At 72.0% G+C, this 21,502-nt stretch carries 14 protein-coding genes and 1 pseudogene; 9 read left to right on the top strand and 6 right to left on the bottom strand.

The features are described 5' to 3' along the window. Positions 1-6 precede the first annotated feature (6 nt). The 3 genes from ACH4N1_RS28075 (at position 7) to ACH4N1_RS28085 (ending at position 5,132) form a co-directional block, all read left to right on the top strand. Positions 7-2,229 carry a CDP-glycerol glycerophosphotransferase family protein gene (locus tag ACH4N1_RS28075; RefSeq protein ID WP_398101260.1) on the top strand — a complete coding sequence of 741 codons (2,223 nt, stop codon included), beginning with the start codon at positions 7-9 and terminating at the stop codon, positions 2,227-2,229. Positions 2,230-2,231: 2 nt separating this feature from the next. Then, positions 2,232-3,509: a hypothetical protein gene (locus tag ACH4N1_RS28080; RefSeq protein ID WP_398101326.1), complete on the top strand. Its 1,278-nt coding sequence runs from the start codon at positions 2,232-2,234 to the stop codon at positions 3,507-3,509. Positions 3,510-3,572: 63 nt separating this feature from the next. After that, on the top strand, positions 3,573-5,132 hold the full coding sequence (locus ACH4N1_RS28085) for a hypothetical protein (RefSeq protein ID WP_398101262.1): 1,560 nt from the start codon (positions 3,573-3,575) through the stop codon (positions 5,130-5,132). Positions 5,133-5,137: 5 nt separating this feature from the next. On the opposite strand, the gene ACH4N1_RS28090 is transcribed toward ACH4N1_RS28085, so the two are convergent. Beyond that, positions 5,138-5,551 carry an organic hydroperoxide resistance protein gene (locus tag ACH4N1_RS28090; protein WP_398101264.1) on the bottom strand — a complete coding sequence of 138 codons (414 nt, stop codon included), beginning with the start codon at positions 5,549-5,551 and terminating at the stop codon, positions 5,138-5,140. A 152-nt stretch (positions 5,552-5,703) separates the two neighbouring features. On the opposite strand from ACH4N1_RS28090, the gene ACH4N1_RS28095 reads away from it, so the two are divergent. Continuing rightward, positions 5,704-6,252, top strand: a complete 549-nt coding sequence (locus ACH4N1_RS28095; RefSeq protein WP_398101329.1) for a MarR family winged helix-turn-helix transcriptional regulator — start codon at positions 5,704-5,706, stop codon at positions 6,250-6,252. Between the two features lie 40 nt (positions 6,253-6,292). Continuing rightward, positions 6,293-6,612: pseudogene (locus tag ACH4N1_RS28100) on the top strand (UDP-glucose 4-epimerase GalE); the annotation flags it as partial. 96 nt (positions 6,613-6,708) lie between these two features. Here ACH4N1_RS28100 and ACH4N1_RS28105 read toward each other — a convergent pair. Next, positions 6,709-7,335: a TetR/AcrR family transcriptional regulator gene (locus ACH4N1_RS28105; protein ID WP_398101266.1), complete on the bottom strand. Its 627-nt coding sequence runs from the start codon at positions 7,333-7,335 to the stop codon at positions 6,709-6,711. 406 nt (positions 7,336-7,741) lie between these two features. On the opposite strand from ACH4N1_RS28105, the gene ACH4N1_RS28110 reads away from it, so the two are divergent. Then, the gene (locus ACH4N1_RS28110; RefSeq protein WP_398101267.1) at positions 7,742-8,659 is read left to right on the top strand and encodes an ABC transporter permease; all 918 of its coding nucleotides are present in this window, start codon (positions 7,742-7,744) and stop codon (positions 8,657-8,659) included. Next, positions 8,652-9,503, top strand: a complete 852-nt coding sequence (locus ACH4N1_RS28115) for an ABC transporter ATP-binding protein (protein ID WP_398101269.1) — start codon at positions 8,652-8,654, stop codon at positions 9,501-9,503. The genes ACH4N1_RS28110 and ACH4N1_RS28115 overlap by 8 nt, the downstream gene beginning before the upstream one ends. Positions 9,504-9,602: 99 nt before the next feature. Here the strand turns inward: ACH4N1_RS28115 and ACH4N1_RS28120 are convergent, their stop codons facing one another. Further along, positions 9,603-14,558 (bottom strand): NAD-glutamate dehydrogenase, encoded by a 4,956-nt coding sequence (locus ACH4N1_RS28120; protein WP_398101271.1) that lies wholly within the window; start codon positions 14,556-14,558, stop codon positions 9,603-9,605. Positions 14,559-15,296: 738 nt separating this feature from the next. Between ACH4N1_RS28120 and ACH4N1_RS28125 the strand changes: the two genes are divergently transcribed. Continuing rightward, positions 15,297-15,863 carry a DJ-1/PfpI family protein gene (locus ACH4N1_RS28125; protein ID WP_363088593.1) on the top strand — a complete coding sequence of 189 codons (567 nt, stop codon included), beginning with the start codon at positions 15,297-15,299 and terminating at the stop codon, positions 15,861-15,863. Positions 15,864-16,052: 189 nt separating this feature from the next. Here ACH4N1_RS28125 and ACH4N1_RS28130 read toward each other — a convergent pair whose 3' ends face one another. Next, positions 16,053-16,718 carry an HAD family hydrolase gene (locus ACH4N1_RS28130; protein ID WP_398101273.1) on the bottom strand — a complete coding sequence of 222 codons (666 nt, stop codon included), beginning with the start codon at positions 16,716-16,718 and terminating at the stop codon, positions 16,053-16,055. A gap of 156 nt (positions 16,719-16,874) precedes the next feature. Continuing rightward, positions 16,875-17,393 (bottom strand): DUF6912 family protein, encoded by a 519-nt coding sequence (locus ACH4N1_RS28135; RefSeq protein ID WP_398101275.1) that lies wholly within the window; start codon positions 17,391-17,393, stop codon positions 16,875-16,877. 322 nt (positions 17,394-17,715) lie between these two features. Between ACH4N1_RS28135 and ACH4N1_RS28140 the strand changes: the two genes are divergently transcribed. Next, the gene (locus ACH4N1_RS28140; protein ID WP_398101277.1) at positions 17,716-18,345 is read left to right on the top strand and encodes an Rv3235 family protein; all 630 of its coding nucleotides are present in this window, start codon (positions 17,716-17,718) and stop codon (positions 18,343-18,345) included. Between the two features lie 145 nt (positions 18,346-18,490). Here the strand turns inward: ACH4N1_RS28140 and secA are convergent, their stop codons facing one another. Next, positions 18,491-21,328, bottom strand: coding sequence for a preprotein translocase subunit SecA (gene secA / locus ACH4N1_RS28145; RefSeq protein WP_398101279.1), 2,838 nt, complete (start codon positions 21,326-21,328; stop codon positions 18,491-18,493). Between the last annotated feature and the right edge of the window lie 174 nt (positions 21,329-21,502).

Raw genomic sequence — 21,502 nt, forward strand, 5'->3', positions numbered from 1 at the left:
CCCGCAGTGCCCCGCTTCAGCATCATCGTCCCCTGCTTCAAGGTGCAGGGCTTCCTGCGCGAGTGCCTCGACTCGGTCCTGGAGCAGTCGTACCGGGACCTCGAGGTGATCGCCGTCGACGACCGCTCCCCCGACGGCTGCGGCGCGATCCTCGACGAGTACGCGGCCCGCGACGACCGGGTGCGGGTCCTGCACCTGCCGGAGAACGTGGGCCTCGGCCGCGCCCGCAACGCGGGCCTGCCGCACGCGAGCGGCGACTACCTGTTCTTCCTGGACAGCGACGACACCCTCACGCCGGGTGCCCTGCGCGCCATGGCCGACCGCCTCGACGAGGCCGGCGTCCCGGAGGTGCTGGTCTTCGACTACGCCCGCACCTACTGGTGGGGCGGCACCCGCCGCAACGCCCTCGCGCACGTCCTCGCGGACTGCGGGGACGCCCCGTTCACCGCCGCCGAGCACCCGGAGATCCTCGACCTGCTGATGGTCGTGTGGAACAAGGTGTACCGGCGGGACTTCGTCGAGGCGGGCGGGTTCCGCTTCCCGCCCGGCTACTACGAGGACACCCCCTGGACCTTCCCGGTCATGCTCAGCGCGCGGCGGATCGCCACGCTCGACCGGATCTGCCTGAACTACCGCCAGCGCCGCCAGGGCAACATCCTGTCCACCACCAGCCGCAAGCACTTCGACGTCCACGACCAGTACGAGCGGGTCTTCGCCTTCGTGGACTCCCGCCCCGAGCTGGCGGGCTGGCGGCCCTACCTGCACCGCAAGATGGGCGAGCACTGTCTGGACATCCTCGCCAAGCCGGACCGGCTGCCTCCCTCCGACCGGCGCGAGTTCTTCCGCCGGACGGCCGAGCTGTTCGCCCGGCACCGCCCGGCCGGCGAGCCGGTGCCCGCCGGGCTGCGCGTGCTGCGGGGGCCGTACGCCGCCTACGCGGCCCGGCGGCAGGGCGCGCGCGCCGGCCGGGAAATCGCCCAGCGGGCCGCGCGGGCGCGCGGGGCGGCCGCGGGGCGCGTCCGCCGGGGCGCGGGCGCCGTGCAGGCCCGGCGCTCGCTCGATCCGCGGCTGGTGGTGTACTCGGCGTTCTCGCACCGGGGCGTCCTGGGCGACCCGGGCGCCGTGTACCGCAAGGCGCGCGAGATCGCCCCGCAGCTGCGCGGGGTGTGGGTCGTGCGGGACGAGGAGACGGCGGCCCGGCTCCCGGAGGGGGTCGAGCACGTGCTGCTGGACTCCCCCGCCTACCGCCGGGTGACCGCGCGGGCCGGCTTCTTCGTCAACAACGTCAACTGGCCCGGCAGCCTCGTCAAGCGCCCCGGCAGCGTCCACGTCCACACCCACCAGGGCACCCCGCTGAAGTACATGGGGGCCGACCTGCTGGACCGGCCCGGCGCCCGGCTGGGCGTGGACGTGCCGCAGATGCTGCGCCGCGCCGACCGCTGGGACCACAGCCTGGTCGCCAACCCGTACTCCGAGCTGGTGTGGGAGCGGGCCTACCCCTGCCACTTCGCCTCCGCGCGCACCGGCAGCCCGCGCAACGACGTGCTGGTGGGCGCCGGTGCGCAGGCCGGTCCGCGGGCCCGCGCCCGCGCCCGCCTCGGCATCCCCGCGGACCACACGGTGGTGCTGTACGCGCCGACCCGCCGGGAGTACGTCCGCGGCGGCCACGTGGACCGGATCGACCTGGCCCGGTTCGCCGCCGACCTCGGCGAGGGCCACACCCTGGTGGTGCGGCTGCACCCGTCCCTGGCGGCCGGTCACGCGCGCGGGACGGGCCTGTCCGACCTGCACCGGCGCGGCGTCGTCGTCGACGCGACGGACGTGCCGGACGTCGAGGAGGTGATGCTCGCCTCCGACGTCCTGGTCACCGACTACTCGGCCCTGATGTTCGACTACGCCCACCTGGACCGGCCGATCGTGGTGCACGCCGACGACTGGGCCGCGTACACGGCGAGCCGGGGCACCTACTTCGACATCACCGCCGAGGCGCCGGGGCACGTCTCGCGCAGCTACCGGGAGCTGGCCTCCCTGATGGCCTCGGGGCGCTGGCGCGACGAGGAGTCGGCGCGGCTGCGGGCCGGTTTCCGGGAGCGGTTCTGCGTGTACGACGACGGGCTGGCCGCCGAGCGGGTGGTGCGGACGCTGCTGCTGGGCGAGGAGATGACCGGCCCCGCCACGGCCCGGGTGCCCGCCCCGGCCGTCGCGGGTGACGTGCTGGCGTCCAGGTGAGGCTGCGTCCGCGCTCCTGGGTGCTCGTCCTGGCCGTGGGGTACGCGCTGCTCCAGCTCGCGAACGTCACCGGCCGGGACACCCCGGACAGCAAGAACTACCTGTCGTACGCGCTGAGTCTGCGCGGGGACGGCAAGCACGAGGCGGCCGCGGCGACGATCGACTGGGCGTGCGAGGGCGAGGCCTCGATCGCGGCCCGGCGGCAGAGCGTGGACGTGGTGCGGTTCCACCGGGCGGATCCGGGTGCCGAGGTGCTCGCCGCGTGCCGGGAGCGGGAGTGGCGCACCGTCGGGGCGCGGCTGGCGGCGGGGCGGACCGGCGGGCACACGGTGCCGTTCATGCCGGACCGCTTCATGCGGATCTTCGAGGCGCGGCCGGGCTACCCGCTGTTCCTCGTGCCGTTCCTCACCCTGTTCGGCGTGACCTGGGGGATGTGGGCGGCGGGGGTCGCGGCGGCGGTGGCGGGCGGGGTGCTGGTCTTCCTGGTCCTGCGCACCCTGCGGGCTCCGGCCGGGGTCTGCCTGACCGGGCAGGCCCTGTACTACGTCCTGCCGGTCGGTACGACCGCGATGCGCCCGATGGCCGAGGGCCTGATGCTGGCACTGACCCTGGTGGCGGTGTGGGGCGGCGCGCTGGCCCTGGACGGGCGGGTGCGGGCGGGGGTGTGGACGGTGGGCGGCGCGCTGGCGGCCCTGTTCGCGGTCAAGCACTCGCAGGCCCTGTTCCTCGGGCTGGCCCTGGCGGCCGCGGGCGCGCTGATCGCCGTACGGCGCCGGCGGCGGGGGCGGCCGGTGGGGCGCGGGGCCGTGGCGGTGGCCGCGGCGGGCGCGGGCGGGGCGGCGGTGACGCTGCTGCTCGCCGGGCTGCTGCGGTACCCGTCGGAGTCGGAGAGCCTCCAGGACCTGCTGACCCGGCACTTCGCGCGGCCGGACCGGGAGCGGCCCTGGGCGGAGTTCTGGCAGTTGCAGCAGCGGTTCTGGCCGGAGTGGCTGCGCCGGCAGCTGTGGGAGCCGCTGTTCGCGGCGGCGCTGGCGGGCGGGGCGTGGGGGGCGCTGCGCGGGCCGCGGCGGGCGTTCGGTGTGCTCGTGGTGGCGGCCGCGTCCACCGGGTTCCTCACCCAGGCCGGGCATCCCGACATCGCCATCTGGGGCGGGCGGCTGATCGTGCTGGCCTGGCTGCTGCCGGTGCTGGGGCTGCCGCTGCTGCTGGAGCCGCTGGTGCGGGGCCGGGTGGTGCTGCCGGCGCAGGAGCGGACCGATCGGACTCACTCGATGAGGTGACGGACGCGAGGCTGTCGAAGCGGGCGGGAACATACCGCCAATGCCCCTCTTTGTTCCGGTCCGATGAGCGTCGGCGTCCTGACCCGGCGTCCCGTGCGCGGGGCGACGGCGCTGTACGGCGGGCGCGGTCCGCGTCCGACGCCGTACCAGGTCTTCGGGTTCCTGTTCTGGCTGGTGATGTCGCTGGCGTACTGGCGGGTGCCGCTGTGCTGCGACGCCGGGCAGCACGCGGCGGTCGTCGAACGGCTGCGGGCCGACCTGTTCCACCCGCGCCATCCGACGGGCGACCTGCCGGGCGCGGGCAGCCCGTACTACTCGCCGTACGCGGTGGCGCAGGGGGTGTTCGCGCGGCTGACCGGGCTGTCGGGCTGGGACGTGCTGCGGGTGGCCGGCCCGGTCAACCTGGCGGTGCTGCTGACCGGCGTCGGCCGCCTGACGCGCGCGCTCACGCCGCGGCCGTGGGCGCCGGTGCTGGCGCTGGCGGCGACGACCCTGCTGTGGGGCACCGAACGGGCCTGGTGGAGCGGTTATCTCAACCTGATGTCGATGACCGGCAACCTCGGCTATCCGTCGGCCTTCGCCATCGGGCTCGCGTTCTGGGCCTGGGCGTGGACCGCCACGCGCGCGCGTGACGCGCGGGCCGTGCGGTTCGTGGGCCCGAGCGGGCTGCGCGGCTTCGCCGGGTACGCGGCGCTGGGCGGCCTGTACGGGGTGATCCTGCTGGTGCACCCGATCACGGCGGTGGCGGCGGTGACCGGGGGCGTGGCCTTCGTGGCGGGCCGGCAGCGCGGCCGGCGCCCGGCGGTGGTGCTGCGCTGGGCCCTGACGGGCGCGACGGCCCTGCTGACCGCCGCCGCGTGGCCGTACTTCGACGTGTTCGCGCTGGCCGGCGACTCCAGCGTCGACGCGATGCACCGGCGGCTGTACGAGGGGCTCGCCGGGCATTTCTGGCTGGCGCTGCCGGGTGTGCCGGCGCTGTGGCTGCGGGGCCGCAGGAACGGCGTCCGCGATCCGCTGGTGCTGATGTTCGCCCTGGACGTCCTGGTGGTGGCGTACGGCTGGGTCAGCGGCCACTACACCTACGGGCGGATCCTCGGTCTCACGCTCGTGCCGCTGCAGTTCGCGCTCGCGGTGGAACTGGCGGCGCCCCGGCCGTGGGGCGCGGGGCGGCGGGTGCTGGGGGCGGTCACGGCGGTCGCGGCCTGCGTCGGTTTCCTCACCGTGCAGGCCGGGGCGGTCGTCCCGCGCGCGGTGGACCCGGTGGGCTTCGCCCAGCCGCCGCGCTGGGCGTCGTACGACTGGGCCGCCCGGTACATGGCGCCCGGCGAGGTGGTGATCGCGGACGGCTACTACGCCGTCCACATGATCGCCGGGTACGGGCCGAACCTGGCCGCCCCCGCCTGGCCGGACGCGGCCCTGGACGAGCGGGAGCGGCTGCGGCGGCTCGCGGACGTGCGCGCCTACCTCGCGCCGGAGTCGACCCGCGCCGAGCGGTCGGCGATCGTCCGCCGCCACCGCGTCCGCTGGCTGCTGCTCACGCGCTGGCACCGGGTGCCCGAGGAGGCCGTGGTGGTGGCGTGGAGCAGGGAGACGGGCGAGGTGCTGGCGCGGGTCGCTCCGTGAGCCGGTTACTCGATGACGAGGTCGACCTCGATGTTGCCGCGGGTGGCGTTGGAGTACGGGCAGACCTGGTGGGCCTGCTCGACCAGCTTGCGGCCGGTCGCCTCGTCCACGCTGTCCGGCAGCTCGACGCGGAGGGCGACCTTGAGGCCGAAGCCCTCGCCCTGCTTGCCTATGCCGACCTCGGCGGTCACGGCGGCGTCGGACAGGTCGACCTTGGCCTGCCGGCCGACCAGGCCGAGGGCGCTGCCGAAGCAGGCCGCGTAACCGGCGGCGAAGAGCTGCTCGGGGTTGGTGCCCTGACCGTCGCCGCCCAGTTCCACCGGCATGGCCAGGCCGAGGTCGATCCGGCCGTCGGAGGAGACGGTGCGGCCCTCGCGGCCGTGGGTGGCGGTGGCGACTGCGGTGTAGAGCGCGTCCATGGATGAACCATCCCTCTCGGAAGTCTGCGTTCGGGGGTGGCCCGCCCTCGCGCCGTTCGCGTCCGGGCGGCCTCACGACGACAAGTAGAGCACACAATTCAATTGGGCACAACTAAATGGCCCGCAAGAGCTACTCTGGAGGCATGACCCCGATGTCGACTCCCGATGCCGCTGCCGACGCCGTCGGCTCGCAGGAGAACTGGCTCCGCCTGGACAGCCAGATCTGCTTCTCCCTCCAGGCCGCCTCGCGCGCCTTCAACGGCGTCTACCGCGTGATCCTGAAGGACCTCGGGCTGACCTACCCGCAGTACCTGGTGCTGCTCGTGCTCTGGGAGCAGGGCGAACTGCCCGTCAAGAAGCTGGGCGAGCACCTGCGCCTGGACTCCGGCACGCTCTCGCCGCTGCTGAAGCGGCTGGAGTCGGCCGGCCTGGTGCGTCGCGAGCGCAGCGCCCGCGACGAGCGCTCGGTGGAGGTCCACCTGACCGAGGCGGGCACCGCCCTGCGCGCGCGGGCGGTACGGGTGCCGGTCCGGATCGCCGCCGCGACGGGCCTCGAACTGGCGGAGATCGCCGAGCTGCGCGAACGCCTCGACCGGCTCACCACCGCGCTGGACGGGGCCGCCCTGCAGGAGGAACGCGGCGACGCACGGCGAGCGGAACCGACCGACGACACCGACGCCGCCGGCGACGCCGACCGGTGACCGGGGAACCCGCGGGACGCGAGGCGCCACCGGCGTCCGACACGTGGTGGACCTCGCGGAGGCGCACGTCGCCGCCGCGCACGCCCTCCGGGCCTCCTCCGGCCGGGACCTCGCCCTCGACATCGGCCGCGGGGAGGGCGTCTCCGTCCGCGAGATGATCGACCGCGTCAACGCCGTCACCGGCTACGACCGGCCCCCACGGTCACCCCGCGCCGCCCCGGCGACCCGGCCCGCGTGGTCGCCTCGGCCGAGCGCGCCGCCGCGGAACTGGGCCGGCGGGCCGAGCGCGACGTCCAGGACATGATCGTCTCGGCCTGGGAGGGCTGGGTACGGCTGCACCCCGAGGCGGCGCGGGCGTAGGGCGCGTTCCCAAAGCCCCTCCCCCGGAGGGGTGCCCCCGGCCCGGCGGCGCCGGGGGACGCCTCCACGGCTCGTCCGGGTACGCCGGGTGCCCGCTCAGAGCGCCTTGATCGCCTGCGCGGTGGCCCGCGCCAGGGCGCCCAGGTACCCCTTGGGCAGCTTCGGACTGCGGATCACGACGGAGCGCCAGTAGAGCGGGCCGGAGATGAGGTCGAGCGCCAGCTCGTCGTCCAGGTCCCCGCGCACCTCACCGCGCCGGGTCGCCGCCGCCACGATCTTCAGGGCGACGCCCTCCTGTCCGTCCCGCAGCGCCTTCTGCATGGCCTCGGCGATCTCCGGGTTGCGGGCCGCCTCGGCCTGGAGGTCGGGGATGATCTGCGAGGCCACGGGATGCCGCAGCGCCCGTGACGTCACCTCGTACAGCACCCGCAGATCGCCTTCGAGGCTGCCCGTCTCCGGTGCCGGCAGGCCCTGTACGGCGATCGCCGAGACGATGTCCAGGACGAGGTGCAGCTTGGAGCGCCAGCGCCGGTACACGGCCGTCTTGCCCACGCCGGCGCGGCGGGCGATGCCCTCGATGGACATCCGCGCGTAGCCGACGGTGGCGAGCTCCTCGAACACGGCCGCCCGGATGGCCTCCGTCACGTCCTCGCGGAGCACGGCCGCCCCCGCGGGGGCCCGGCGGCGAGGACGCGTCTGGGGCCCGTCGGCGTTCGTCGTCATGCGAACCAGCATAGGGCGTGACGACGATACGGTCCCGTCCCTACGCAAAGCGCCGTGGCGTCACGACGAAACGGTGCCGTCGCCGCGAGAGGCTCCGGCACCCCGGCGGTGACGCACCGGTGCCATCGTCGCGGCGCGGCGGTCTCGTCCCGGCGACGGATGCGTCTCGTCCCGGCGTCGCCCCGGTCTCGTTGTCGCCTCGGAACGGTCTCGCCGCCGCAACGGCCCCGTGGTTCCGTGACGACGAAACGGTTGCGTTCCGACGCCCATTCGGCCTACGCTCGCGTTGCGACGATACGGTGCCGTCCCGACGTAAGAGAACGTGATGAGAAGCGTGAGAAAACGCCGGCCGACGGCGGGACAGCCGGACGCGCGCACCCCCACCCCCCGAGTGAAAGCAGCGGATGTGAGTCAGGTCCTCCACACACCGCCCCCGGCGCGGGCCGAGGCCCATGAAGACCTCGCGGCCCTCGCGGCCCGGCACGGCCTCTCGGTCAGCGGTGCCCGCCCCTCCCTGCCCGAGTACATCCGCCAGCTGTGGGCGCGCCGGCACTTCATCACCGCGTTCGCCACGGCCAAGCTCACCTCGCAGTACAGCCAGGCGAAGCTGGGCCAGGTCTGGCAGGTGATGACCCCGCTGCTGAACGCGGCCGTGTACTACTTCATCTTCGGGGTGCTGCTCCAGACCAAGAAGAACGTCCCGGACTACATCCCCTTCCTGGTCACGGGGGTGTTCATCTGGACGTTCACGCAGAGTTCGATCATGGCGGGCACCAAGGCGATCTCGGGCAACATCGGCCTGGTACGGGCGCTGCACTTCCCCCGGGCCGCGCTGCCGATCTCGTTCTGCCTCCAGCAGTTGCAGCAGTTGCTGTTCTCGATGGCCGCCCTGGTGCTGATCCTGCTCGTCGTGGGGGTGCCGCCGGCCCTGTCCTGGCTGCTCGCGATCCCCGCGCTGGCGCTCCAGTTCACCTTCAACGCGGGCGTTTCGCTGATCCTGGCACGCCTGGGCGCGAAGACCCCGGACATCGCCCAGCTGATGCCGTTCGTGCTGCGCACCTGGATGTACGTCTCGGGCGTGATGTGGAGCATCGACATCCTGCTCAGCCAGCACAGCGACCTGCCGTCCTGGGTCGCCGACGTGCTGCGTGCCAACCCGACGGCCGTCTACATCGACCTGATGCGGTTCGCGCTGATCGACAGTTTCCACGCCGACAGCCTCCCGCCGCACGTGTGGGCGACCGCGGTCGGCTGGGCGCTGCTGGCGGGCGTCGGCGGCTTCATCTACTTCTGGAAGGCTGAGGAGACGTACGGCCGTGGCTGACAACACAACGCTGAACCACCCCGCAGACGACACCGGCGCCGCCGGCGAGCGCGTCCCCACCGTCATCGCCGACGGCGTCGACATCGTCTACCGCGTCAACGGCACCACCGGGGGCCGCGGTTCCGCCACCGCCGCCCTGAACCGCATCGTGCGCCGCAAGAAGAGCGAGAAGGCGGCGGGCGTCCGCACGGTGCACGCCGTCAAGAACGTCTCCTTCGTGGCGTACAAGGGCGAGGCGATCGGCCTGATCGGCACCAACGGCTCGGGCAAGTCGACGCTGCTCAAAGCGGTCGCGGGCCTGCTGCCGGTGGAGAACGGCAGGATCTACACCGACGGCCAGCCGTCCCTCCTCGGCGTCAACGCGGCCCTGATGAGCGATCTGACCGGCGAACGCAACGTCCACCTGGGCGGCCTGGCCATGGGCATGACCCGGGAGCAGATCAAGGAGCGCTACCAGGAGATCGTCGACTTCTCGGGCATCAACGAGAAGGGCGACTTCATCTCCCTGCCGATGCGCACGTACTCCTCCGGCATGGGCTCCCGGCTGCGGTTCTCCATCGCCGCCGCCAAGGACCACGACGTCCTCCTCATCGACGAGGCGCTGGCCACCGGCGACGCGAAGTTCCGGCAGCGGTCGGCGGACCGCATCCGCGCGATGCGCGAGCACGCCGGCACGGTCTTCCTGGTCAGCCACAGCAACAGCTCGATCCGCGAGACCTGCGAGCGGGTGCTGTGGCTGGAGCGCGGCGAGCTGCGCATGGACGGCCCGACCGAGGAGGTCCTCAAGGAGTACGAGGCGTTCACCGAGCCGAAGAAGAAGCGCCCGGCCGCGACGAAGTCCTGACGCCCCGCCCGCACCGGGAGGGAAAAAGGGGGGGTGCCCCCGAGCCGTACGAGGCTCGGGGGCACCCCCCTTTTTCCGTCCCGGTTTTTTGTCCCGTTTCTACGAGTGCGTCCGCAGCAGCGTCCGCATGGTCCGCATCGCCACCGACAGGTTGGCGAGGTCGAAGGTCTCCGAGCTCTGGATCTCCTCCAGCGTGGTGCGCGCCCGGCCCAGGATCGCCGCGTTCTTCTCCTCCCACGCCGTGAACCGCTGCTCGGGCGTCGAGGTGCCGTTGCCGACGGCCAGGACGTCCGCGGTGAGCGCCGCGTGGGCCGCGTACAGGTCCTCGCGGATGGAGGCGCGGGCCATGGACTGCCAGCGGTCGGCGCGCGGCAGCTCGATGATGCGGTCCATGAGCTGGGTGATGTGCAGCCGGTCGGCGAGGTCGTAGTACACCTCGGCGACGTCCAGCGGATCCCGGTCCATGCGGTCGGCCACCGACACGATGTCGAGGGCGGGGAACACCGACGAGAACCCGGCGACCCGGGTGGCGACCTCGTCGGGCACGCCGGCGCCGGTCAGCTCGTCGTAGATCTGCTGCCACCACTCCAGGTCCGCGCCGCGCAGCAGCTTCGTCAGCTGCCCCCAGACCTGCTCGACGCGGTCGGCGAAGAAGTCGACGGTCGCGGCGAGCTGCACCGGTTGCGGCCGGTTGTTGAGCAGCCAGCGGGTGCCGCGTTCGACCAGGCGGCGCGAGTGCAGCCGGATGCGGGTCTGGACGGCGGCCTCGACCTGGTTGTCGAGGTCCTCGACCGCGTCCCACACCGGCGCCGAGCGGAAGATCGCCCGGGCCGCGGTCTGCGCCCGCACGATCTCCTCCAGCGAGGCGCCGGTCTCCTCCCGCAGCCGGTGCAGGTAGGTCGTACCGCCGGTGTTGACGGTGTCGTTGACCAGGACCGTCGTGGTGATCTCGCGGCGCAGCGGGTGGTTGTCGATCTGCTCCGCGAACTGCTCGCGCAGCGCGGTCGGGAAGTACGAGTACAGCAGTCCGCGCAGGTAGGGGTCCTCGGGCAGCGAGGTGCGCAGCAGCTCGTCCGACACCGTGATCTTCGTGTACGCCATGAGGACGGCCGTCTCGGGCCCGGTCAGGCCGTGACCGGAGGAGAGCCGCTCACGGATCTGCCGGTCGGTGGGCAGGAACTCCAGCGCCCGGTCGAGGTGGCCCTCGCGGACCAGGTGGCGCATGAAGCGCTGCTGGGCGTGGAGCATGTCCTTGGACTGGGCCAGGGCGTTGGCGATGGCGGTGTTCTGCGCGTAGTTGTTGCGCAGGACGAGGGCGCCGACCTCGTCGGTCATCTCGGCGAGCAGCTTGTTGCGCTGCTTGACCGTCATGTCGCCGTCGGTGACCAGGCCGTTGAGCAGGATCTTGATGTTCACCTCGTGGTCGGAGGTGTCCACGCCCGCGCTGTTGTCGATGGCATCGGTGTTGATCTTGCCGCCGCCGCGCGCGTACTCGATCCGGCCGAGCTGGGTCAGGCCCAGGTTGCCGCCCTCGCCGACGACGCTCGCGCGCAGGTCGGCGCCGTCGACGCGGATGGCGTCGTTGGCCTTGTCGCCGACGTCGGCGTTCGACTCCGCCGACGACTTCACGTACGTACCGATGCCGCCGTTCCACAGCAGGTCCACCGGCGCCTTGAGGATGGCCTTCATCAGGTCGGCCGGGGTCACCTTGGTGACCTTGTCCTCGATGCCGAGGGCCGCCCGGATGTGCGCGTTGACGGGGATCGCCTTCGCCGTGCGGGGGAAGACGCCGCCGCCCGCCGACAGCAGCGCGGTGTCGTAGTCGGCCCAGCTGGAGCGCGGCAGCTCGAACAGGCGGCGGCGCTCGGCGTAGGAGGTCGCCGCGTCGGGCTCGGGGTCGATGAAGATGTGGCGGTGGTCGAAGGCGGCCACGAGCCGGATGTGCTCGGAGAGCAGCATGCCGTTGCCGAACACGTCACCGGACATGTCCCCGATGCCGACGACGGTGAAGTCCTCGACCTGCGTGTTCACGCCCAGCTCGCGGAAGTGCCGCTTCACGGACTCCCAGGCGCCGCGGGCGGTGATGCCCATCGCCTTGTGGTCGTAGCCCGCGGAGCCGCCGGAGGCGAAGGCGTCACCGAGCCAGAAGTCGTAGGACTGCGCGACCTCGTTGGCGATGTCGGAGAACGTCGCCGTGCCCTTGTCGGCGGCGACCACCAGGTAGGTGTCGTCCTCGTCGTGCCGGACGACGTCGGCCGGCGGCACGACCTCCCCGGCGACCATGTTGTCGGTGATGTCGAGCAGCGCCGAGATGAACGTCCGGTAGCTGGCGATGCCCTCGGCGAGCCAGGCGTCCCGGTCGACACCCGGGTCGGGCAGCTGCTTGGCGACGAAGCCGCCCTTGGCGCCGACCGGCACGATGACGGTGTTCTTCACCATCTGCGCCTTGACCAGGCCGAGGACCTCGGTGCGGAAGTCCTCACGCCGGTCGGACCAGCGCAGGCCGCCGCGCGCGACCTTCCCGAACCGCAGGTGCACGCCCTCCACCTGCGGCGAGTACACCCAGATCTCGAAGGCGGGGCGCGGCGCCGGCAGGTCGGGGATGGCCTGCGGGTCGAACTTCATCGACACGTAGTCGTGCGGGGCGCCGTCCGCGGTGAGCTGGAAGAAGTTCGTGCGCAGGGTCGCCTTGATGACGGTGAGGAAGGACCGCAGGATCCGGTCCTCGTCGAGAGAGGCCACCTGGTCGAGGGCGGCGTCCAGCTCCTCCAGCAGCGCGTCGACGATCTCGCGCCCGGCACGCTGCCGGTCGGGCGACATCCGCGCCTCGAACAGCGAGACGAGCAGCCGGGTGGTGTGGACGTTCGTGCGGAGGGTGTCCTCCATGTAGTCCTGGCTGAAGGTGGAACCGGCCTGCCGCAGGTACTTCGCGTACGCCCGCAGCACCATCGCCTGCCGCCAGCCGAGCCCGGCGCTCAGCACGAGGGCGTTGAAGCTGTCGTTCTCCGCCTTGCCGGTCCAGGTGGCGGCGAACGCCTCCTGGAACCGCTCGCGCCCGTCGTCGCCGAGCTGGTCGCCGGCGCCGCCGCCCAGCGACTTGGGCAGCCGCAGGCCGAAGTCGTAGATCCAGGCGACACTGCGGTCGGAGCAGCGCAGCTCGTAGGGCCGCTCGTCGATGACCTCGACGCCGAGCCGGTTGAGCACCGGCAGCACCGCCGACAGGGAGATCGAGTCCCCCTTGCGGTAGATCTTGAAGCGGCGCTCGTCGGGGGCGGCGCCCACCGGCTCGTACAGGCTGAGCGAGAAGTTCTGCTCCTCGGTGAGCCGCTCGATGTGGACGAGGTCGGCGACCGCGGAGCGCGGCGTGTGATCGGCCTTGTAGCCCTCGGGGAAGGCGTTGCTGTAGCGGCGCAGCAGCTCCGCCGTCCGCTCCTCGCCGAGTTCGGCGTTGAGCGCGTCCTGGAAGGCGTCCTCCCAGGAGCGGGCCGCCTCGACGAGCCGCGCCTCGATGCGTTCCTTGTCGCCGTCGGACAGCTGCGGCAGCTCGGTGCCCTGCGGGACCCGGACGACGAAGTGCAGGCGGGACAGGATCGACTCGGTGTTCCAGGCGGTGAAGTCGACGCTGGTGCCGCCCAGTTCCTCCTTGAGGATGTCGATGATCCGCAGCCGTACGCCGGTGGTGTAGCGGTCGCGGGGCAGGTAGACGAGGGCCGAGTAGTAGCGGCCGTACTCGTCCTGGCGCAGGTAGAGCCGCAGCCGGCGCCGCTCCTGGAGGTAGAGCACGGACGTGACGATGGAACGCAGTTCGTCGACCGGCGTCTGGAACAGCTCGTCGCGCGGGTAGGTCTCCATGATCTGGAGCAGGTCTCGCCCGTCGTGGCTGTTGGGCGAGAACCCGGCGCCCTTCAGCACACTGTCGACCTTGCGGCGCACGACCGGCACCCGCAGCACGGACTCGGTGTAGGCGGCGGAGGAGAACAGCCCGAGGAAGCGGCGCTCACCGACGACGTTGCCCTCGGCGTCGAACTTCTTGACGCCGATGTAGTCCAGGTACGACGGCCGGTGCACGGTGGCCCGGCTGTTGGCCTTGGTCAGGATGAGCAGCTTGTGCTCGCGCGCCTTGGCGCGGGCGTCGGCCGGGAGCCGCTCGAAGGAGGGGCTGACCGGGTGGGCGTCGCCCTCGGCGTGATGCGGGTCGGCGCGCAGGATGCCGAGCCCGGTGCCGGGGACGGCCGCGAGGGAGTCGTCGGCGCGCAGCTGGTACTCGCGGTAGCCGAGGAAGGTGAAGTGGTTGTCGGCCAGCCAGCGCAGCAGCTCGCGGGCCTCCTCCACGTCGGGCGAGGCCAGGTCGCCGGGCACGGGCTCGCCCGGCAGGTCGTCGGCGATCCGCAGGGCGGCGTCGCGCATCTTCTCCCAGTCCTCGACGGCCTCGCGGGCGTCGGACAGGACACGCAGCAGGTCGGCGGTGATCTGCTTGAGGTCGGCGCGGTCGGTCTCGCGGTCCGTCTCGACGTGGATCCAGGACTCGATGTGCGCGTCGTGCGGCAGGTCGGCGGCGGCCGGGGGCGCCTCGATCACCTCGATGAGCCGGCCGGTGACGTCCCTGCGGACGACGACCTGCGGGTGGATGACGAGATGGATCCCGCGGCCCTGACGGGTCAGCTCGTTCGTCACGGAGTCCACGAGGAAGGGCATGTCGTCGGTGACGACCTCGACGACGGAATGGCTGCACGTCCAGCCGTTCTCCTCGACGGTCGGGGTGTGGACGCGCACGTTCGCGGTGCCCTGGGGGCGGTTCTCCGCCAGTCGGTAGTGCGAGAAGGCGGCCCCGAAGACATCGACCGGGTCGCGGTCGGTGAGGTCCTCCGCAGCGGTGTGCAGGTAGTAGCGCTGGAGGAACGAGAGCACGGACGCGTGGTCCGGCGTGCCCGGGATCCCCGGACCGCCCTCGCCCGTCGTCCCGGTCGGTAGGTGCCCCCCGACCGGACTGTTCTCAGCGACCCGGGCCGCCCGTTCGAGCAGCTCGGCCTTGGCTTCGTCCAGCTTGGTCTGCATTGTCCTCTGGCTCCTGTCGCGCGCCGTTGCGTGACGTAGAAGGAAGTACGGTCTCTTCCCCTGCGGCTCGACGCCACGGCCCGGGGTCTCCGGGCTGCTCCGACGCTATGCCGCAGGATGAGAGGAGCGGGGGGTTATCAGCCATTCCCGACGTGTCCCACAGGTGTGACGCTGCTCTCCGCGCCGCCTGCTCGTGGGGTGTGTACGGCGTCCTGGGGGCCCTGGTGGCCCCGTCCCGCCCGCGCGGACCAGCGACTGACGCCCGGCTGCGGATGTCGTCCGCACGCACCGGGCGCGGGGCAGGGGCAACCGCACCCCCGCGAGCTATCGCGCTGATCACGCCACCAAGGCTATCGCCCCCCACCGGGGGCCCGTCATGAGCCGTATGTGTACAAAACCGGGGGTGGAAGTTTGACGTTCTGCACAGGGGTGCGGCGGGGGGTTGTGTGAAGGGACGGACCGGAACCGTCGGAACCGGGCGGGGCGGAGGGACGCACGGAAAGCGGGGGGGCGGAGGGGAGCGCGGAAGGCAGCGGGGCGCACGGAAAACGTTGGGGCGGAGGGGCGCGCGGAAAGCGGGGGGCGGAGGGCGGGAAGGGGGTCATGACGGGAGGGGGTGGGAAAAGTCGACGCCGGCCCCGGCCCCGGGCACTCTGAGAGCGACCCCCCTCTTGGCGAGGCCGCGCCGAGGAGGCAGGTTGTCCGAGGAGAGCGCCCGCCCGAGAGGAGCCGCCCGACATGACCACGAAGATCCTCATCGTCACCGGCGACGCAGCGGAGTCCCTGGAAGTCCTCTACCCCTATCAGCGCCTGCGCGAGGAGGGCTACGAGGTCCACATCGCCGCTCCCGCCCGCAAGCAGCTCCGCTTCGTCGTCCACGACTTCGAACCCGGCTTCGACACCTACACCGAGAAACCCGGCTACACCTGGCCCGCCGACCTCGCCTTCTCGGAGGTCGACCCCGGCGCGTACGCCGCCGTCGTGATCCCCGGCGGACGCGCCCCCGAGTACCTGCGCAACGATCCCGAGCTGCGCAAGATCCTCAAGTCGTTCTTCGACACGGACAAGCCGGTCGCCCAGATCTGCCACGGCCCGCTGCTGACCGCCGCGGTGGACGGGCTGTCGGGCCGCCGCGTCACGGCGTACCCGGCCCTGGAGCTCGACATGCAGAGCGCCGGCGCGACCTTCCAGGACACCGAGGCGGTCGTCGACGGCACGCTGGTCTCCTCCCGGGCCTGGCCGGACCACCCCGCGTGGATGCGCGAGTTCCTGAAGGTGCTGCGCACGAAGGCACCGGCGACCTGACGGGGCCGGCGCACGGCCTCCCTCGCACGGCTCGCGTCGCGCGGGTCGCGTCGCAAGGCTTCCGCCACCCGGCCGGCCCTCACCCGGCCCCGGCGCGGCCCGGCGGTGCGGCGCTCCCGGTGGCGCCGTACCCGGTGCGCCCCGACCAGGCGGCGCCCCGTCAGGCGGCCGTCCAGGGGGGGCGCCCCGTCAGGCGGCCATCCGTTCCGCCGTCTCGACGGCCTCCTGGAGGGTGTCCACCACGGGCACGCCGACGCCCTCCAGGCTGGCCCGGCTGTGCGACCCCCCGGTGTACAGCACGGCCCGCGCGCCCACGTGCAACGCCGCCACCGCGTCGTCGGCGGCGTCCCCGATGACCACGGTGCGCTCCACGTCGACCTCGGCCAGGGTTTCCAGATGGCGCACCATGTGCTCGGTCTTGCTGCCGCCGGACGGCCCGGTCCGCCCGTCGACGCGGACGAAGTACGGCTCGATCCCGAACCCCCGGACCAGCGGGACCAGCTCGTCGTGCACGTACATGCTCAGCAGCGACTGGCTGCGGCCCGCCGAACTCCACCCGGCGAGCAGCTCCGCCGCCCCGGTGGTGAGCCCGCACCGCACCCGGTGCTCGGCGTAGTACCGGTGGAAGACCTCGTCCATGACCTGCCACTCGGCGTCGGTGGGCAGTCTGCCCAGCAGCCGCTCGTAGAACTTGGGCACCGGTACGCAGTACAGCGCCCGGTACCGCTCGAGCGTGATCGGCTCCAGCCCCAGCTCGACGAACGCCGCGTTCGTGGCTCCGATGATGGCGTCGTTGTCGTGGAACAGCGTCCCGTTCCAGTCCCACACGATGTGTGCCCCGGCCTGCTTCCCCATACCCGCAAACGTACCCGCCCCCACCGACACCCGGAACAGCCGTGACTCGGGGCAGCGGTGCCTCGCGCCACGGGGGACCACCGGACGCCGGGTCCTCGGTCCACGGCGCGTGGCCCAAGGCCCGCGGTCCGGGCCCGCGGGCCGTCGGTCCCGTCCTCAGCGGCCGGATTCCACCAGGCCGGCGATCTCCTGCACGGCGAACCACAGCAGTTCGTGGTCCTCGGCGCCGTCGACCACGAACTGGGCGTCGTCGTCACCGGCGTCCGCCGCCGGCAGCGCCGCGACCGCGGCGGTCACGTCCGCCTCCGCGTCGTCGGCGTCGATGTGCACGGCGGCCGCCTTGGCCAGTCGCACGGGCCCGGTCACCCGGACCTCGCCGAGCGCCGCCGGGTCCAGGGCACGGTCGGGGTCCGACACGGCAGCACCGTCCGGTACGTCGACGGCGACCACCACGCGCCGCCGCGGCGCCGCGGGGTCCGACACCAGCAGCCGCAGCGAGGCGAGCGCGGCCCGGCCGAGGGCCGCGTACTCCAGTTCCTCGATGTCCTCGGAGACGTACCACTCGCGCAGTCCGGGCGTGACGGCACAGGCGACGAGCTGCCCGGACGACCCCAGTTCTCCCGTCGCGTGCGCCTCGGCGAGACCGGGGAGGGTCAGGGGGACGTAGACGCGCATGATGGGCCGCTCTTTCGTGGTCGAAGGCTCCGCTCGGTGTCCCCCGCATCTCCGGAGGGCCTCCAGGATACGTGCGGGCGCCCCCTTTCGAGTCCCTGTCCCCGACCTCCCAGGCGTCCACCCCGGGCCCCGAAATTCACCCCACACACGGCTCCCACCTGCACTTCTTTTCTCCCGCACCACTCCGACGAGTGAAACCGCCCGACCCGCCGACACCACTCTGAGCTACTTGCTGTCACGCACTGCGACCGAGTAGAAGATCCCCAGCACAAGTTACCGCCCGGTAGACGCCGTCGGCCGGGCCCAGTGAACGGGGACAACCATGAACAAGGTCATGACGAGGACGCAGCGCACTCCCGGCGGCCGCCCGCCCGGCCGCGGCGACACCCGCCGCCCCGCCGGCACCCCGCCCCGGGTCCCGAGCGGCGGGACCCGCCCGGCCCCCGCCGGCGGCCGCCCGCCCGGCTCACCCGGCACCCTCCCCTCCGCCCGCACCCGCCCCGCCGACAACCGCCCCACCGCCGCCGGCGCACCCCGTGCCACACCGCTCACCACGACGCACACCGTTCCCGCCCAGAGCCCCCGCAGGCCCCTCGCCCAGCCCGGGCAGCCCAGCCCCACCGATCTCTTCGCCGACCGGCTCCTCGCCGTCCTCAGCGGCCGCCGCCCCGTCCACTCGATGCTCCGCCACACCGTCGGCCGCGCCTACGACGACCTGGCGCACCTCGCCGAGAGCGGCCCCCTGCGCACCACCCGCGGCACCCACCCCGTCGTACGCGACATCGGCTACTACGTCGCCCGTCCCGGCGCCCTGGAGGTCTTCGCCCGCATCGGCGCGGGTGACCGCCTGCGCGCGATGGCGTTCCGCCTGGAGCGCGGCACGGACCGCCGCTGGCGGTGCACGGCGGTGGAACTCGGCGGCCCCCGCCGGCCCCCCACCGACAACGACTGAGCAGCCCTTCCCCGCCAGGCCGGAAGAACCGGGCGAGCGGCACCCCACCCCCGCGAACGCCGACGGGCCGGACCACCCTCGGGCGGTCCGGCCCGTGACGACCGTGACTACTTCGTACGACGACTACTTGTCCTTCTTGTGGCGACTACTTCTTACGCCGCCGCCCGGCCTTCGCCTGCTTGCGCCGCTCCGCGCGGGTCAGACCGTCCGCCTCCGAGCGCACGGGCTCCTCGTCGCTCTCGAAGTCGCCCTCGACGGTGCCGCCCTCGCCGTCCACGGTCGGCGCCGAGAAGTGCAGGTTGCGCCGCTGCGGGGCGTCCAGACCCTTGGCGCGGATCTCCGGACGAGCCTGCGCCGGCACCACGTCCTGCTTCTCCATGTCGACCGGCGCCGCGTCCTCGACCGGCACCTCCTCGACCTGCTGCTCGACCTGGACCTCCAGGTTGAACAGGTAGCCGACGGACTCCTCCTTGATGCCGTCCATCATCGCGGAGAACATGTCGAAGCCCTCACGCTGGTACTCCACCAGCGGGTCCTTCTGCGCCATCGCGCGCAGGCCGATGCCCTCCTGGAGGTAGTCCATCTCGTAGAGGTGCTCACGCCACTTGCGGTCCAGGACCGACAGCACGACCCGCCGCTCCAGCTCACGCATGATCTCGGAGCCGAGCTGCTTCTCCCGCGACTCGTACTGCTCGCGGATGTCGTCCTTGATCGACTCGGCGATGAACTCGGCGGTGAGCCCCGCACGGTCGCCGGCCGCCTCCTCCAGCTCCTCCACGGTGATCTTCACCGGGTACAGCTGCTTGAAGGCGCCCCAGAGCCGGTCCAGGTCCCAGTCCTCGGCGAAGCCCTCCGCGGTCTCCGCCGACACGTACGCGTCGATCGTGTCGTCCATGAAGTGGTGGATCTGCTCCTGGAGGTCCTCGCCCTCCAGGACACGACGCCGCTCGCCGTAGATGACCTCGCGCTGCCGGTTGAGGACCTCGTCGTACTTCAGGACGTTCTTGCGCGTCTCGAAGTTCTGCGTCTCGACCTGCGACTGCGCGGACGCGATGGCCCGCGTGACCATCTTGTTCTCGATCGGCACGTCGTCCGGCACGTTCGCCATGGACATCACGCGCTCCACCATCTGCGCCTTGAACAGACGCATCAGGTCGTCGCCCAGCGACAGGTAGAAGCGGGACTCGCCAGGGTCACCCTGACGGCCGGAACGACCACGCAGCTGGTTGTCGATACGCCGCGACTCGTGCCGCTCGGTGCCCAGCACGTACAGCCCGCCGAGCTCCTCGACCTGCTCCTTCTCCGCCTTGACGGCCTGCGCGGCCTTCTCCAGGGCGGCCGGCAGCGCCGCGGCCCACTCCTCGATGTGCTCCTCCGGGTCGAGACCGCGCTGGCGCAGCTCCGCCTCCGCGAGGTCCTCCGGGTTGCCGCCCAGCTTGATGTCCGTACCACGACCGGCCATGTTCGTGGCCACCGTCACGGCGCCCTTGCGGCCCGCCTGCGCGACGATCTGCGCCTCACGGTCGTGCTGCTTGGCGTTCAGCACCTCGTGCTGGATGCCCCGCTTGCTGAGCTGCTGGGACAGGTACTCGGACTTCTCGACCGACGTCGTACCGACGAGGATCGGCTGGCCCTTCTCGTGCTTCTCGGCGATGTCGTCGACGACCGCCTCGAACTTCGCGACCTCGGTGCGGTAGATCAGGTCCGACTGGTCCTTGCGGATCATCGGCTTGTTCGTCGGGATCGGCACCACGCCGAGCTTGTAGATCTGGTGGAACTCGGCGGCCTCGGTCATCGCCGTACCGGTCATGCCGGACAGGCCGGGCAGTTCCTTGCCGTCGTGGTCGTGGCGCTTGTACAGGCGGAAGAAGTTCTGCAGGGTGATCGTCGCGAGCGTCTGGTTCTCGTCCTTGATGTCCACCCCTTCCTTCGCCTCGATCGCCTGGTGCATGCCCTCGTTGTAGCGGCGGCCCGCGAGGATACGGCCGGTGTGCTCGTCGACGATCATGACCTCGCCGTCGATGACGACGTAGTCCTTGTCCTTCTTGAAGAGCTCCTTCGCCTTGATGGCGTTGTTCAGGTAGCCCACCAGAGGCGTGTTCACCGACTCGTAGAGGTTGTCGATGCCCAGCCAGTCCTCGACCTTGGCGACACCGGACTCGTGGATGGCGACCGTGCGCTTCTTCTCGTCGACCTCGTAGTCGCCGGTCTCCTCGATGCCCTTGAGCGGGTTGCCCGCCTCGCCGCGCTTGAGACGCAGCACCAGCTTGGCGAAATCGCCGTACCACTTCGTCGCCTGGTCCGCCGGACCCGAGATGATCAGCGGCGTACGCGCCTCGTCGACCAGGATGGAGTCGACCTCGTCGACGATCGCGAAGTTGTGGCCGCGCTGGACGAGCTCGTCCTGGGACCACGCCATGTTGTCGCGCAGGTAGTCGAAACCGAACTCGTTGTTCGTGCCGTACGTGATGTCACAGGCGTACATCTCGCGGCGCTGGGCCGGCGTCATGTTGGCGAGGATGCAACCGACCGACAGCCCGAGGAACTTGTGGACGCGGCCCATCATCTCGGAGTCGCGCTCGGCCAGGTAGTCGTTGACCGTGATCAGGTGAACGCCGTCACCCGACAGGGCGTTCAGATACGCGGGCAGCGTGCCCACCAGGGTCTTGCCCTCACCGGTCTTCATCTCGGCGACATAGCCGAGGTGCAGGGCGGCACCACCCATGATCTGCACGTCGTAGTGACGCTGGCCCAGCACGCGCTTGGCGGCCTCACGCACCGTGGCGAACGCCTCCGGCAGCAGGTCGTCCAGCGTCTCGCCGTCGGCGTACCGCTGCTTGTACTCATCGGTGAGGGCCCGCAGCTCGGCGTCGGAGAGGTCGACGAAGTCCTCTTCGATGGAGTTGACCTGGTCCGCGATGCGGTGCAGCTTGCGCAGGATCTTGCCTTCGCCTGCACGCATGATCTTCGAGAGGACGGACACGGGGGTTGGTCTCCTTGCCGGTCGGGCCTGGGACGGTCGGTTTCATTTGACTTACTGAGCAACGGCCATCGTATGCGAGGACCCCGCCACGCCGGGAGGCCTGCCGTGACGCGGACCGCACACCGCCTCACGGCGGCGCCGGATTTCTCCGTCACAGGCACAACGGCCGGGCCC

Origin of the sequence: Streptomyces sp. NPDC017202 (assembly GCF_044331705.1) — a bacterium.
Classification (GTDB): Bacteria; Actinomycetota; Actinomycetes; order Streptomycetales; family Streptomycetaceae; genus Streptomyces.